Origin of the sequence: Desulfovibrio sp. 6_1_46AFAA, assembly GCF_000224635.1 — a bacterium.
Classification (GTDB): Bacteria; Desulfobacterota; Desulfovibrionia; order Desulfovibrionales; family Desulfovibrionaceae; genus Desulfovibrio; species Desulfovibrio fairfieldensis.
In genome coordinates this window covers 373,294-386,379 of sequence record NZ_JH114302.1, presented here as the reverse complement: position 1 = coordinate 386,379, position 13,086 = coordinate 373,294, and the positions used below count along the sequence as shown (strand labels likewise).

At 62.6% G+C, this 13,086-nt stretch carries 12 protein-coding genes; 7 read left to right on the top strand and 5 right to left on the bottom strand.

The window, feature by feature from the left end; genetic code table 11:
- The first annotated feature begins 233 nt into the window (after window positions 1–233).
- From HMPREF1022_RS08380 to tyrS, 5 genes are all read left to right on the top strand, one after another.
- Window positions 234–1,499: a sulfite exporter TauE/SafE family protein gene (locus tag HMPREF1022_RS08380; RefSeq protein WP_008682084.1), complete on the top strand. Its 1,266-nt coding sequence runs from the start codon at window positions 234–236 to the stop codon at window positions 1,497–1,499.
- A 2-nt stretch (window positions 1,500–1,501) separates the two neighbouring features.
- Window positions 1,502–2,233, top strand: a complete 732-nt coding sequence (locus tag HMPREF1022_RS08375; RefSeq protein WP_008682087.1) for a hypothetical protein — start codon at window positions 1,502–1,504, stop codon at window positions 2,231–2,233.
- 119 nt (window positions 2,234–2,352) lie between these two features.
- The gene (locus HMPREF1022_RS08370) at window positions 2,353–3,243 is read left to right on the top strand and encodes a hypothetical protein (RefSeq protein ID WP_008682088.1); all 891 of its coding nucleotides are present in this window, start codon (window positions 2,353–2,355) and stop codon (window positions 3,241–3,243) included.
- Window positions 3,244–3,502: 259 nt separating this feature from the next.
- Entirely contained in the window at window positions 3,503–3,751 is a 249-nt protein-coding gene (locus HMPREF1022_RS08365) for a hypothetical protein (protein WP_008682089.1), read from the top strand.
- 190 nt (window positions 3,752–3,941) lie between these two features.
- On the top strand, window positions 3,942–5,138 hold the full coding sequence (tyrS, locus tag HMPREF1022_RS08360) for a tyrosine--tRNA ligase (protein ID WP_008682090.1): 1,197 nt from the start codon (window positions 3,942–3,944) through the stop codon (window positions 5,136–5,138).
- Between the two features lie 18 nt (window positions 5,139–5,156).
- Here the strand turns inward: tyrS and HMPREF1022_RS17305 are convergent, their stop codons facing one another.
- The gene (locus HMPREF1022_RS17305; RefSeq protein WP_198005339.1) at window positions 5,157–5,567 is read right to left on the bottom strand and encodes an integrase core domain-containing protein; all 411 of its coding nucleotides are present in this window, start codon (window positions 5,565–5,567) and stop codon (window positions 5,157–5,159) included.
- Between HMPREF1022_RS17305 and HMPREF1022_RS08355 the strand changes: the two genes are divergently transcribed.
- Entirely contained in the window at window positions 5,566–7,335 is a 1,770-nt protein-coding gene (locus tag HMPREF1022_RS08355; RefSeq protein WP_009302756.1) for a hypothetical protein, read from the top strand. The genes HMPREF1022_RS17305 and HMPREF1022_RS08355 overlap by 2 nt on opposite strands.
- A 27-nt stretch (window positions 7,336–7,362) precedes the next feature.
- On the opposite strand, the gene HMPREF1022_RS08350 is transcribed toward HMPREF1022_RS08355, so the two are convergent.
- Window positions 7,363–8,055: an aspartate/glutamate racemase family protein gene (locus tag HMPREF1022_RS08350; protein WP_008682093.1), complete on the bottom strand. Its 693-nt coding sequence runs from the start codon at window positions 8,053–8,055 to the stop codon at window positions 7,363–7,365.
- Window positions 8,056–8,114: 59 nt separating this feature from the next.
- Here HMPREF1022_RS08350 and HMPREF1022_RS08345 point away from each other — a divergent pair, with 59 nt between their 5' ends.
- A complete protein-coding gene (locus HMPREF1022_RS08345) occupies window positions 8,115–9,335 on the top strand; it encodes a bifunctional nucleoside/nucleotide kinase/histidine phosphatase family protein (protein WP_008682094.1) in 1,221 nt (406 codons plus the stop codon).
- A 106-nt stretch (window positions 9,336–9,441) separates the two neighbouring features.
- On the opposite strand, the gene HMPREF1022_RS08340 is transcribed toward HMPREF1022_RS08345, so the two are convergent.
- From HMPREF1022_RS08340 to rpsB, 3 genes are all read right to left on the bottom strand, one after another.
- The gene (locus tag HMPREF1022_RS08340) at window positions 9,442–11,013 is read right to left on the bottom strand and encodes a TerC family protein (RefSeq protein ID WP_009302755.1); all 1,572 of its coding nucleotides are present in this window, start codon (window positions 11,011–11,013) and stop codon (window positions 9,442–9,444) included.
- 137 nt (window positions 11,014–11,150) lie between these two features.
- A complete protein-coding gene (gene tsf, locus HMPREF1022_RS08335; protein ID WP_008682096.1) occupies window positions 11,151–12,008 on the bottom strand; it encodes a translation elongation factor Ts in 858 nt (285 codons plus the stop codon).
- A gap of 238 nt (window positions 12,009–12,246) precedes the next feature.
- Window positions 12,247–13,038, bottom strand: a complete 792-nt coding sequence (gene rpsB / locus HMPREF1022_RS08330; RefSeq protein ID WP_008682097.1) for a 30S ribosomal protein S2 — start codon at window positions 13,036–13,038, stop codon at window positions 12,247–12,249.
- Window positions 13,039–13,086: the final 48 nt, after the last annotated feature.

The window sequence follows — 13,086 nt, the reverse complement described above, 5'->3', positions numbered from 1 at the left end:
CGCGCTCGTGACAAATTTCTTTTACAAGATAAAAAAAATCTGCTAATCGGAAGTTGTGCGGACCAATCCATGCCGTTCTTTTTTGTATTATTTTTAATAATTTTAAATAGTTATGGCATGAGAAACTCAAAAACACGCGCTTGAGGCGGCGCTGTTTTTCCGTTCCGCGCGGCCCTGTTGTCTGTGCCCATATCCCCGGCCGCCCACCGGCCACAATCGCACGGGAGGAGCGTATGAGTTTTGGCAGGCAAGTGTATGATTTTCTATTGAGCGGTTCACAGGCATACGCCAAATGGGATTTGGAGGTTTCAACCTCCATTCTCAGAAACCGCAAAAAACTGCTCATTCTGCTGGCGCTGGCCGTACCCATTCTGGCCGGTTGCCTGGCTGAAGCCTACGAGTACCACGAGATGCTCGGCGGCAAGAGCGCGTATGCTCCGGCCTTTTACACCACCACCATCTTTCTGGCCTCCATCGCCGTGGGTCTGGCCGCGGGCCTGATCACCGGCTGTATCGGCGCGGGCGGCGGCTTCATCATCACCCCGGCCCTGATGGCCGTGGGCGTTAAGGGCATTCTGGCCGTGGGCACGGACCTGTTTCACATTTTCGCCAAGGCCATCATGGGCACCACGGTGCACAAAAAGCTGGGCAACGTCTCGGCCAAACTGGCCATCGCCTTCCTGGTGGGTTCCATTGTGGGCACATTCATCGGCGGCGCCATCAACAAAGGCCTGTACAACGCCGATCCCCTGCTCTCCGAGCTGTTCATCAGCACCATTTACGCCGTGCTGCTGGGCTTCCTGGGCTTCTACGCCCTGTTCGACTTTCTGAAAGCCACGCGCGGCGGCAGCAAAGCGGCCAGCCAGAGCGCCCACGGCGGCAGCGCGGGCCTGACCAGCCTGTCCGTCAGAATGCAGAGCCTGACCGTGCCGCCCATGATCTCCTTCGACGAGGATCTGGTGCCCGGCGGGCGGCGCATCTCCGGCTGGATCGTGGCCGCCGGCGGCATGGTGGTGGGCCTGCTGGCCGCCATCATGGGCGTGGGCGGCGGTTTCGTGACCTTCCCCATGTTCGTCTACATTTTCGGCGTGTCCTCCATGACCACGGTGGGCACGGACATTCTGCAGATCATCTTCACCGCCGGTTTCGCCGCCGTGGGCCAGTACGCCATTTACGGCTACGTGTTCTACACCCTGGCCATCGGCATGCTGCTGGGCTCGCTGCTGGGCATCCAGGTCGGCGCGCTGACCACCAAGGTGGTCAAGGGCATCCATATCCGGGGCTTTTACGCCATTTCGATCATTGCCGGTTTCATCAACCGCGCGGCCACGCTGCCCAAAAAGCTTGTGGAGATGGAGGTGCTCCACTGGTCGCCCAGTGTGTGCAACATCATCCAGGACGTGGGCAATGTGGTCTTCTGGGTTGTGGTGGCCTTTTTCGGCATCTGGGTCTTCAGCAAATTCTTCCTTAATCTCGGCAAACTCAGAGGGGAGGCCTGATAATGCTTATTCACGAAAAAGGCCCCTTTATCCGGGGCAGCCTGTTGCTGATCTCTTTCCTTGTGCTTTTCGCCGTGCTGCTCACGCCCATCATGCGTGACGAGAACGGCAATCATCTGACCGGCCTGCAATACGCGGACAATGTCTTTAACGAACTCTCCAAGGGTTCGTCCTACTTCATTCCCGGCGTGCGCGAGAGCGTCAAGAGCGTGGACGGCAAGATGGTCCAGATGACGGTGACCATGAAAAAAGCCGCCCTGGCCCCCCTGGCCGTAGCCCTGCTGCAAAAGTCCGGCGCCACCGAGGCCGTGGCCGACGGCGGCAAGGTGAGCTTCAAGGGCGACCTGGGCCTGATCCTGACTTCCGCCACGGACGACGCGGACGCGCTGTACCACAACAACGCCGACGCCGTGAGCCAGAAATACGGCGGCGAACCGGCCCTCAAAGTCGCGGCCGCCTGGTGGTACCTGCTGTCGCCGAGCATCAAGGAACTCCAGAAGCAGCGCCTGTTCGGGGAGGCCCAGGTGGTGGATCACGTCCTGCGCCGCGCCGTGGAACCGGGCAATAACTTCTATAGCGTGGCTCCGGCCAAGGTTTCCGAGCACGTCTGGCTGATGAGCGGCATGCTGCTCTTCTACGTGCTGTACACCCTCTGGTACGGTTTCTCCATCTTCGAGCTCTTTGAGGGCATCGGCCTGGCCATGACCAAGTCCAAGGTCAAGCAGGAAAGCTGATCAGCCCTGTTCCCCAGCTCTTTTGTCGGCCGCAACGCACTGTCGTTGCGGCCGCTTTTATTGACGGAAGCCGCGCCGCTGCCTATTATTACCCACAGAGGGAACAGCGTGGAAAAACTATGAATACCCAAAAGATGGAATCATACAGCCTGTGGCGGCCCAACAGCTTCGAAGTTTTTCAGGAAGCCCGCCGCCAGAACGCGCGGATCAGACTCGGCTGCCATATGCGCATGGGCGGCGTTACGGCCGACGTGCTGCTGAAAGGCCAGTTCCTGGAAGTCACCGGCAGTGTCGCGCTGTTTGAAATCAAGGCGCATGAAACCCTGCCCGGCAAGAGCAAGCCCGTTGATCCCGCCTGCGAATTCTCTTTCAGCCTTGATCAGGACGCCCCCTCCGGAACCATTGAAAAAATGGGCTATTCCGGCCGGGCCTCCATTCTGGAAAACCGGCCGGACGAGGACGGCATGCCGCAAAAGCTGCTGCTGCGCCTTTCCCGGCAGTATGTCACCCGCCGCCTGCGGCGGGACAAGCGCCTGGACTGGGAAGAGGAACATACCGGCCTGCTCGGCCTGCTGGTGATTGCCGACACGCCCGCCAACCGGCAGGACTTGAGCGCCCGGATCAAAGCTTATTACAAGCTGCACGGCGAAGAAAAACCGAATCTGGTCAATATCTCGGCGGGCGGCGCCTGCCTGTGCGTGGAGGAAGAGCTGGCGCGCAGGCCGCTCATGGCGCACGAGCTGTATCTTTTTCTTCTCGCGCCCAGAACCGCTGACCAGGGCGAGCCGCCTTATATCTTTACGGGCAAAAAAGTGGGCCTCAGTCGCGACATTTGCGAACAGGGCGCCGCACTGCGCATACGTTTTCTCTATGAGCTGGATTGGACCAAAAGCCCGTCCGCCCTGCACTGGACGGATATCGAATCTTCCGGCTCGGAGCGTCTGCGCCACCTCATCCGCGATCTGAACGATACCGTCGCCCCGGCGCAGGACCAGGCTGTGGGCCTTTAGAGCAGATTGACGTTGAGAATTGACATTCTCAACGTTGACGTTTCCGCAGCCCCGCGTTCCAGCGGTACGCGCCGTCGAGCCGCCTCCCGGCCCGACGGCGTTACATACCTTCCATGCGCTGCAGCGCTGCATCCCCCCGCCCGCTCCCGGCGTTGCCGTAAACCCTCCTGGCACCGGATTTGCATATTTCAGTGCGGCCGCCCGTGCGGGCGGAAAATTTGACCCCTGACCGCCGCGGCGGATATCTGGAGGATACGTCATGGAAATTTCCGGCATCAACTCTTCACTGCCCTTTGCGTTCACCATGCCCGACAAGGACGACTCCGGCTCCACCCCCGCCGCCGTGCAGGATACCGTGGACATCCGCGCGCCCCAGCTGCTGGAGGACGACGAAGTGGACGGCGTGCTGGACGACACCCTGAACATGATCGCCCAGGACAATGTGGGCGCCCTATCCGTACACGGGGGATTGAGCCAGAGTCGCGTGTTCGCGCTTCTCGGCCTGTAGAATCCCCTCTCCGCCATCCGCGTCGAACAAAATTCCTACAGTGGCGGCGGATTCTCACCATGTCTTCCGGTTTCCGTGAATTTGACACCGCCGCAGCCAAAAGGGTATCAGATTCCGTCTCCGCGCACGCGCCGCCGCTTTGGCGGCGCGTCCGACATTTTTTACCGCAGCTTGCAATAAGGATACGGCGATGACGGATATTGATCGGCAGATGGCCCTTATCAAACGCGGCGTGGCTGAACTGATCGACGAGGGCGAACTGCGCAAAAAGCTGGCGCGCGGCGTGCCCTTGCGCGTCAAGGTGGGCTTTGACCCCACAGCTCCGGACCTGCACCTCGGGCATACGGTGGTGATGCACAAGATGCGTCATTTCCAGGAGCTGGGGCACACGGTCATTTTTCTGATCGGCGATTTCACCGGCCGCATCGGCGACCCTTCGGGCCGTTCGGAAACCCGCCCCCCGCTGACGGAGGAACAGGTTCTGGCCAATGCCGAAACCTACAAGAAGCAGGTTTTCAAAATCCTGGACCCGGAAAAAACCCAGGTGGAATTCAACTCCCGCTGGCTGAGCAAGCTGGACGCCACGGGCTTCATCAAGCTGGCCTCCAGCTATACCGTGGCCCGCATGATGGAGCGCGACGACTTTGAAAAGCGCTTCCGCGAGCAGCGCCCCATTTCCATCCACGAATTTCTCTATCCGCTCTGCCAGGGCTTTGACTCGGTTTCGCTGAAAACCGACGTGGAAATGGGCGGTACGGACCAGAAGTTCAACCTGCTGGTGGGCCGCAACCTCCAGACCCATTACGGGCAGGAAAGCCAGTGCATTTTGACCATGCCCCTGCTGGAAGGCACGGACGGCGTGCGCAAGATGTCCAAGTCCTACGGCAACTACATCGGCATTGATGAGCCGCCGGCGGAAATTTTCGGCAAGGTCATGGGCGTGTCCGACGAGCTCATGTGGCGCTATTACGAGCTGCTTTCAGCCAAAAGCCTGGAAGAGATCTCGGCCCTGAAGCGGGATGTGGCCGAAGGCCGCGTGCATCCCAAGGCCGCCAAGGAAGCCCTGGCCCATGAAATGGTCAGCCGCTACCACAGCGGGAAGGACGCCGATGAGGCCCGCCAGGGCTTCAACGCGGTGTTCGCGGACGGCGGCGTGCCCGCCGACGCGCCCTCCCTCTCCTGCCAATACGGCGAGGACAGCACGCCCCCGGCCTTTCTGGAGGCCGCCGGGCTGGTCAAGAGCCGGGGCGAGGCCAAGCGTCTGATCAAGGAAGGCGCGCTCTCGGTGGACGGTCAGCGTTGCGACGACGCGCTGGCCCCGCTGCCCGCCGGAGATTATGTGATCAAACTGGGCAAAAAACGCTTTCTGAAACTCAACGTGTGCTAGGTGTAGAGTGTCAACACGTTATTCACCCTCCGTTATCGCTAACGTCGGAGGTTTTCTGCCAAAAGCACTGTGGGGACGCTGAAAATTGTAATATTCTGTCCAGACAGGCAAATGGGCTGTTCTTTTCCATGAGTGGGCGTACGTTTGCGCGTATGCCCACTCTTTTAATGCCGTTCGGATGAAGCGTTCCGCCTTGCCGTTGGTTTGTGGATGACAAGGCCGCGTTCGCTTATGCTTCACGCCAAGTTCCCGGCAAACATCACGAAATTTCCAGGGCTTGTAACAAACCCCGTTGTCTGTGAGCACTCGCTCCACTTTGATGCCGTGTGAGACATACCAGGCAATCGCAAACCATAAAAATTTTATGGCGCTTTCCGCTGTCTCGTCAGCAAGTATCGCGGTATACGCGGCTCTGGAGACATCATCCATGCAAACATGCAAATATTCCCAACCCGGCCCGCGCGCTGCCTTTGTTGCGGCCGGACTGGCTTTGCTGGCCTGTCTGCTGGCCGTCGGCATACAACCCTCGGCCGCCGGGCCGGACGCTCTCCCACAGAAGACTGACGTGGCGGCCCTGACCTGCCGCGACCTGGATGCGGACGGCCGTCCGCCGCTGCCGCTGCTCTGGCTGGACGGTTACGTCAGCGCGCAGATCGACTCCGACGACGTTTATCTGGAGTGGAACAACGGACGCTGGCAGATGCAAGCGCTCCCGATGTTGCACGCCCAGTGCCTTCGCACGCCGGACATGGCCCTGACCGAAGCCTGGAAAACGGCCATGTTGCACTTCCGTTCTCCGGACGAGCCGGGAAAAATCCATGGCACTCTGAATCTCGGGTACGCCACCTGGAACGACGCGCGTTCGCTGACCCGGAAGCAAGCTGCCCGACCGGAGGCTATCGCGGCTGTCCAGGAAAGCCTGTTTGCCGCCCTGCTCCTCTGGGGGGACGGTCACCGGGCCTTTAAGCACGGCGGAGGGCGCCCGCCCGACGTGGCTGAACTCCGTCCGATGGCCCGTGAACTCGCAGCCCTGTCCGCGCGCCTGCCCATTCTCGCATTGGGAGAGGCCCTTTACCTTGTGCGGGAATGGCCGGTGGAGCTGGCTGCCCTGACCTGCCGGGACACCGGCGGCGCGGCGGGCCGCGGCCGTTTTTTCTTTATGACAGGCAGATGGCTGAGCGGCTGGGCCGCCGCATGGCGGGAACGCGAACCCAATCCCGCTGCGGAGCGCGAAAAAACCGACGCGGATGCCACGGAACCGGAAGCCGGCAGCGCGTTTATTGACGCCTACTGCGCGCGGCATCCCGCAGTCCCGATAACGAGGGCCTGGCGGGATGCCGACGATGAAATCTGGCGCGCCGCCGAGGTCGGCAAGCGTTCCTGCGCGGATATTTTCCGTTACGGCCATGACGCCGTGGGCTGGCTGCTGTGGTGGGACGGCTACCAAAGCCACCCCTCCACGCGTCTGCCCGCGCCTGAAACGTTCGTGGCGCGAAGCGCGGCCATCCGTGCCTTTTGCGCGGCACATCCCCGAATGCCGTTTTCGGATGCGGCCCGCAAGGCCCTCGCGGCCTTGCCCCCAAGCACTACTCCGCCGGACCCGTTTCCCGCGCCCGGGATCGCCGCGTATGCGGATATAACAGAAAATACGGCCTTCCACGCGGACGCGCCGCAGCAGTACACGGGCATGGCGGCTCTGACCTGCCGGGAATGGGCGGAGGCGGAGACTGCCGTGAAATCCGTCCTGCCGCCCGAAATCTGGCTGGACGGCTACGTCAGCGCGCAGATGAATCTGGACTATGCGCCCGTGGGCTTGTGGCGCACCAAATACTTTGTCGCGGAACTGCCTCTTATTCTGGCCTCGCAGTGCCGCCGCACGCCAAGCATGGCCGTCACCGAGGCCTGGAAAACGGCCAAAATGCACGAAAGACAAGAGGCTAAGGCCTATCTGGGCGCGCCCTGCTCGGATCTGCTCAGATTGAACAAAAAACACGGCATAGATTTCAGAGCGTTGGCTTGCTGGTGGGACGGCTGGCGCGGCTGGCTGGAACGCGGGACATACCAAGAGGAACCGCAAGAAGCCGTAACGGATCGGGGCAGAGCCCTGGAAGCGGCCTGCAAAGCCAACCCCCGGAAGCCGCTCATGCAAATTCTTACCGGACTGCGGGGCCACGCCGCGCGGCCGGACGCGGAATAGCGCCGCCCCTTTTGGGAAAAGTTTGCCTCAGCTTTCCAGGGCCAGATTGGCGGCGGCGGTGGCGTGCAACACAGTGGTGTCGAAAAGAGGCAGTTCGGCGTCCTCGGGCCGCAGCAGCAGGCCGATTTCCGTGCAGCCCAGAATGACGCCACGCGCGCCACGCCCGGCCAGTCCGGCCATGGCCGCCTGAAACTTTTTCCGGGAATCCTCGCGAATCACGCCCAGGCAGAGCTCCTCGAAAATGACCTTGTTGATCATGTCGCGTTCCGGCGCGTCCGGAATCAGCACCTCAAGACCCTGCCGACGCAGCCTGCCGCAGTAAAAATCCTCTTCCATGGTGTAGCGCGTGCCCAGCAGGCCCACCGAGCGCAGGCCGCGCCCCAGGATTTCCGCGGCCGTGACGTCCGCGATGTGCAGCAGGGGAATGGAGACCGCCGCCTGAATCCGGTGGGCTACCTTGTGCATGGTGTTGGTGCAGATGACGATGAAATCCGCGCCGCCCTTTTCCAGGTTTTGCGCCGCCGCGCCCAGCAGCAGCGCGCTTCTGTCCCAGTCTCCGGCGGACTGGCAGGCCTCAATCTCCTGAAAATCCACGCTGTAGAGCAGGCAGCGGGCCGAATGCAGGCCGCCCAGGCGTTCCTTCACCACCGTGTTGACGATTCGGTAATAACTGACCGTGCTTTCCCAACTCATGCCGCCCAACAGGCCGATGGTCTTCATGCGCGCCTCCTTCCGTTTCCGGGGCTTTTCCCCTACCATGATCCACAGCGGAGGGGAATATGCGGAAACTGTACGTGGCGATGGTGGGCCTGCCCGCGCGCGGCAAGTCCACGCTGGCGCGGCGCATCCGCCAGGGCCTGCTGGCCGAGGGCATCCGGGCGCAGATCTTCAACAACGGCGACATGCGCCGGGCCCTGGTGGGCGCGGAATCCACGGAGCCGGATTTCTACAATCCGGAAAACAGCGCGGGCCGCGAAATCCGCGAGCAGATCTGCCTCCGCAACATGGCCCGAGCCCGGGCCTGGCTGGCCGAACAGGGCGAGGTGGCCATTCTGGACGCCACCAACGCCAGCCGCGCCCGGCGGATTCTCATCGAACAGACCCTCACCGACCACCCCGTGCTCTTTGTGGAGTGCGTCAACGAAGACCCGCTGCTGCTCAACGCCTGCATCCGCCGCAAAACCACGCTGCCCGAATACGCGGCCTACAGCGAGGCCGACGCCCTGGACAGCTTCATGAAGCGCATCGGCTATTATGAATCCATCTACAGCCCGCTTCAGGATGAAAAATTCTGGCTCTGCGTGGATTCCACGGCCAACCGCATTCTGGACGAACGCCCCTGCGAAGGCTCGCCCTATTACCCGGCCATCCGCGAGATTGTGGTCAGCGTCTGGGTGCACAGCCTCTATCTGGCCCGCCACGGCCAGACGGAATTCAACGTGCAGGGCCGCATCGGCGGCGATCCCCCGCTCACGGTCCTGGGCCGCTCCCAGGCCGAAGCCCTGGCCCGGCACATGCGCGACCGGCGCATCGACTGGGTATTCACCTCCACCCGCCTGCGCTCCCACGAAACAGCGGCCCCGCTGCTGGTTGAGCGCCCCGGCGCGCACGCCATGGCTCTCAAGGAATTTGACGAAATCTGGGCCGGAGACTGCGAAGGCATGCTCTATTCGGAAATCCGCCGGAGCATGCCCGACGTCACGGCGGGCCGCAACGCGGACAAGTACGGCTACGCCTATCCCAACGGCGAAAGCTACGCCATCCTGCGCGAACGCGTGCAGCGCGGCCTCAGGCGCGCGCTCTTTCTGGCCGGGGACGCGCCCCTGCTCATCGTGGGGCATCAGGCCATCAACCGGGTGCTGCTCTCGCTCTTTCTGCGCCAGCGCAGCGAGGACGTGCCCTATATCTACATTCCCCAGAACCAGTATTACCACATTTCCCTGACCCCACACCGCAAGGTCTTCGAGCGCATCCCCTACGAGCGGACGGGGCAGGACTGAAGCCAGTGCCGAAAAGGCCGGTTTTGACGGATAATCACGGCAAATAAGAGGCCAGCAAAAGCCGGAATCAGATGCGCCCGCCCTACCGGTAACGAACGCGGCCGCTTTACTTTTTCCGGCCATCCTCCGGCAGCTTGACGGCGCGTACCTCGTCGATGCGCTGGCGGTCCATGCGGGTGATCTCCAACTCCCAGCCCTGCAGACGCAAACGCTCGCCCGTCACCGGAATGTGCCCCAGGCGCTCCAGAATCAGCCCGGCCAGAGTGGCGCTGGTGGAACGCGGCGGCAGGCTGATGCCCAGCCAGGCCGTGACCGCGTCCACGGAAAGCCTCCCCGGCATGCGCCAACTGCCGTCAGGCAGGCGGCAGGATTCGGGCCCGACGGGCAGGTCCCCCACCTGACCGGCCAGCACGCTGAGCAGCTCGGCGGGCGTGATCATGCCCACCACGCTGCCGTATTCGTCGCGTACAAACGAGAGCGGCGCGGGATGCGCGCGGAAGTCGTCCAGAATGTCCGCCAGGGCCGTGTGCTCGAAAATGGTCGGCGCGGAACGGATGTAGTCCCTCAGTTTCCAGGGCGCATCCCTGGAGACGTCCGGCGCGGGCAGCAGCAGTTCACCCGTGCGCACCACGCCCAGCACGTCGTCCGTTTCGCGGCGCAGCACGGGCAGCCAGGGCAGAGCGGCCGCCGCCGCGAAACGGTAGACAGTCTCGCGGTCGGCGCGGCTGTCCAGCCAGTTCACGCGCTGACGCGGAATCATGATAAAGCGGGCCGTGCGCCCGCTCAAGCGGATGACGCGGGCCACCATGTCCCGCTCTTCCGGGGCGAACAGCGCGCCTCGGCTTTCCCCGGCCAGAGCCGCCGCGTCAAGCTGGGCGTCGCCGTGGCCGGACCGCCCGCCCAGCAAGCCCAGCACCACGCGGGCCGTGGACTCGCGCATGTCGCGCATGCTGATGCGCTTGCGCCGGTTGCGCAGCGCCCACTGATTGCAGGCCTCTACCAGCACGGCGAAGATGATGGCCGCATACAGATAGCCCTTGGGGATATGGTAGCCCAGGCCGTCGGTCAGCAGCCCCAGGCCGATCATCAGCAGAAAGCCCAGACAGAGCACGATGACCGAGGGATGGCGCTCCACAAAGCGGAGCAGCGGCGCGGCGGCCAGAGCCATGACCAGCATGGCCGTGACCACGGCCAGCATCATCACCGAGACATGGTCCACCATGCCCACGGAGGTGATGATGGAATCCAGGGAAAAAACGGCGTCCAGGGCGATGATCTGCGCGATCACCCGCCAGAAGCCCGCGTGACGGCCCGCATCCGCGGGACCGGCCACATGGCCTTCCAGGCGTTCGTGCAGTTCCAGCGTGCCCTTGAGAAGCAGAAACAGGCCGCCGCCCACCAGGATCAGATCCCGCGCGGAAAAGGCGCGACCGCCCAAGCTGAACAGGGGCGCGGTGAGCCCGATGATCCAGGCGATGGCCGCCAGCAGGACCAGACGCATAAGCAGGGCCAGCCCCAGGCCGGTGAGAAAGGCATGGCGCTTCTGCTCGGCGGGCAGCCGCCCCACCAGGATGGAGATGAACACCAGATTGTCCACGCCCAGCACCACTTCCAGCAACACCAGCGTGCCCAAACCGGCCCAGGCCGAAAGCTCCGTAACCCACGAAAAATCCCACATACTCGTTCCCGTCACTTGGCCGGACCCGCCGCGCGCGGACCCGGAAAAACAAAAAAAGGGGGCCGAAGCCCCCTTCAGGTTCAATCAACAAAGACTACTATACGTGCGCGCCGTACGGCACGCGGCGTGGTCCGGCATTATTCCGCGGCCAGTTGGATGCGGGTAAAGCCCGTCACCGTGATGGTGTCGCCCACGGCCTTGCCGGCTTCGCGCACGATATCGCTCACGCTCTTCTTGTCGTCGCGGATAAAGGGCTGTTCCATCAGGCAGACTTCCTTCTGGAACTTCTTCACTGCGCCGTCGGCGATCTTATCCACGATATTGGCTGGCTTGCCTTCTTCCAGGGCCTTCTGGCGATAGACTTCGCGCTCGCGTTCCACGGCGGCCTGGTCCAGGCTTCCGGCGTCCAGAGCCATGGGACTGGCGGCGGCCACCTGCATGGCCAGGTTCTTGGCAAGCGCCTTGACTTCGGGCGCGTTCACGCTCTCGGCCTTGCCGCAGGTCAGGAAGACCAGCACGCCGATCTTGCCGTTGGCGTGGATGTACTGTCCGATAACTTCATTGTCGGACTGGCGGGTATGGCGCGCGAACTTGCCAAGCTGCATGTTTTCGCCCACCGAGGCGATGAGCTGCTTGACCTCGTCGCCCACCACGCCGTCCAAGGCGGTGGGATCAGCCGGATTGTGCTCCAGCACGGCCTGGGCCACGCGGGCGGCCATGTTCTGGAACTGATCGCCGCGGGCCACGAAGTCGGTTTCGCACATCAGCGAAGCCATGGCCACGTGCTTGCCGTCAGGGCTGGTCACGGCGGTGACCACGCCTTCGCAGGTGGCGCGGCCGGACTTTTTGGCGGCCTTGGCCATGCCCTTCTGGCGCAGCCAGTCCACGGCCTTTTCCAGGTCGCCGTTCACTTCCACCAGGGCTTTCTTGCAGTCCATCATGCCCGCGCCGGTTTTCTCGCGCAGTTCTTTGACCATTTGAGCGCTGATTGCCATATGTCGTCTCCAGATACGTCCGGCCGATGCGCCGGAGTTTCACAAAAAATAAGGCGGCGAGGAACCGAGCCGCCCGCCGGAGCGCAAGTGCGCGAGCCTCGGCGGGGGAAGAAGCCGCTGCCGCGTCGCGGCTTCGACTCCGCAAAGCCGCTTACCGGCTTTGCTCCTTATTCAAAACGGGCAGCGCGGATCTCAAAAAAGCCGCGCTGCCCCAGAAGTGCGTCTGCAAAAAAATGCGTTATTCGGCGGGAGCGGCTTCCTGCGCGGGAGCGGCCTCGACGACCGGAGCGCTTTCAGCGGCGGCCTTCTGCATGGCCTCCTCGGCGTTGACTTCCTTGTGGTCCTTGCTCATGGCCTCGCCTTCCAGGCAGGCTTCGGAGAAGGCGGCCACAAAGAGCTTGATGGCGCGGATGGCGTCGTCATTGCCGGGAATAATGTAGTCGATGAGGTCCGGATCGCAGTTGGTGTCCGTGACGGCCACGATCGGGATGCCCAGCTTGCGGCATTCCTTCACCGCGATGTCTTCGCGGTTGGGGTCGATGATGAAGGCCAGCTGCGGCAGGCGGTCCATGTTCTTGATGCCGCCCAGGGTTTCCTCCAGCTTCTTCATCTCGCGCTCCAGAAGCAGGATTTCCTTTTTCTGGTAGCGGTTGATGGAGCCGTCGGCAAACATGGCTTCCAGCTTCTTGAGGCGGTCCACGCTTTTCTGGATGGTCACGAAGTTGGTCAGGGTGCCGCCCATCCAGCGGTTGGTCACATGAAACTGGTTGGCGCGACCGGCTTCGGCGGCCACGGCCTCCTGGGCCTGGCGCTTGGTGCCGATAAAGAGCACCTTGCCGCCCTTGGCCACGGTGTCCACGATTTTATCGTGGGCCACGCGGAAAAGCTTCACGGTCTGCTGCAGGTCGATGATATGGATGCCGTTGCGCGCGCCGAAGATGTAGGGGCGCATTTTGGGGTTCCAGCGCCGGGTCTGGTGCCCGAAGTGCACCCCGGTTTCCAGCATCTGCTTCATGCTGACGTAAGCCATTGTGATCCTCCAATGGGTTGGTTTCCTCCACTCCGGCTTGTGCTGTTC

Bases quoted from the DNA above. Each gene is read 5' to 3' on its own strand.
- HMPREF1022_RS08380 (WP_008682084.1), top strand. From the start codon at position 234: ATGAGTTTTGGCAGGCAAGTGTATGATTTTCTATTGAGCGGTTCACAG.
- HMPREF1022_RS08340 (WP_009302755.1), bottom strand. From the start codon at position 11,013: ATGTGGGATTTTTCGTGGGTTACGGAGCTTTCGGCCTGGGCCGGTTTG.
- HMPREF1022_RS17305 (WP_198005339.1), bottom strand. From the start codon at position 5,567: ATGGATGATGTCTCCAGAGCCGCGTATACCGCGATACTTGCTGACGAG.
- HMPREF1022_RS08375 (WP_008682087.1), top strand. From the start codon at position 1,502: ATGCTTATTCACGAAAAAGGCCCCTTTATCCGGGGCAGCCTGTTGCTG.
- HMPREF1022_RS08370 (WP_008682088.1), top strand. From the start codon at position 2,353: ATGAATACCCAAAAGATGGAATCATACAGCCTGTGGCGGCCCAACAGC.
- tsf (WP_008682096.1), bottom strand. From the start codon at position 12,008: ATGGCAATCAGCGCTCAAATGGTCAAAGAACTGCGCGAGAAAACCGGC.
- rpsB (WP_008682097.1), bottom strand. From the start codon at position 13,038: ATGGCTTACGTCAGCATGAAGCAGATGCTGGAAACCGGGGTGCACTTC.
- HMPREF1022_RS08355 (WP_009302756.1), top strand. From the start codon at position 5,566: ATGCAAACATGCAAATATTCCCAACCCGGCCCGCGCGCTGCCTTTGTT.
- HMPREF1022_RS08365 (WP_008682089.1), top strand. From the start codon at position 3,503: ATGGAAATTTCCGGCATCAACTCTTCACTGCCCTTTGCGTTCACCATG.
- HMPREF1022_RS08345 (WP_008682094.1), top strand. From the start codon at position 8,115: ATGCGGAAACTGTACGTGGCGATGGTGGGCCTGCCCGCGCGCGGCAAG.
- tyrS (WP_008682090.1), top strand. From the start codon at position 3,942: ATGACGGATATTGATCGGCAGATGGCCCTTATCAAACGCGGCGTGGCT.
- HMPREF1022_RS08350 (WP_008682093.1), bottom strand. From the start codon at position 8,055: ATGAAGACCATCGGCCTGTTGGGCGGCATGAGTTGGGAAAGCACGGTC.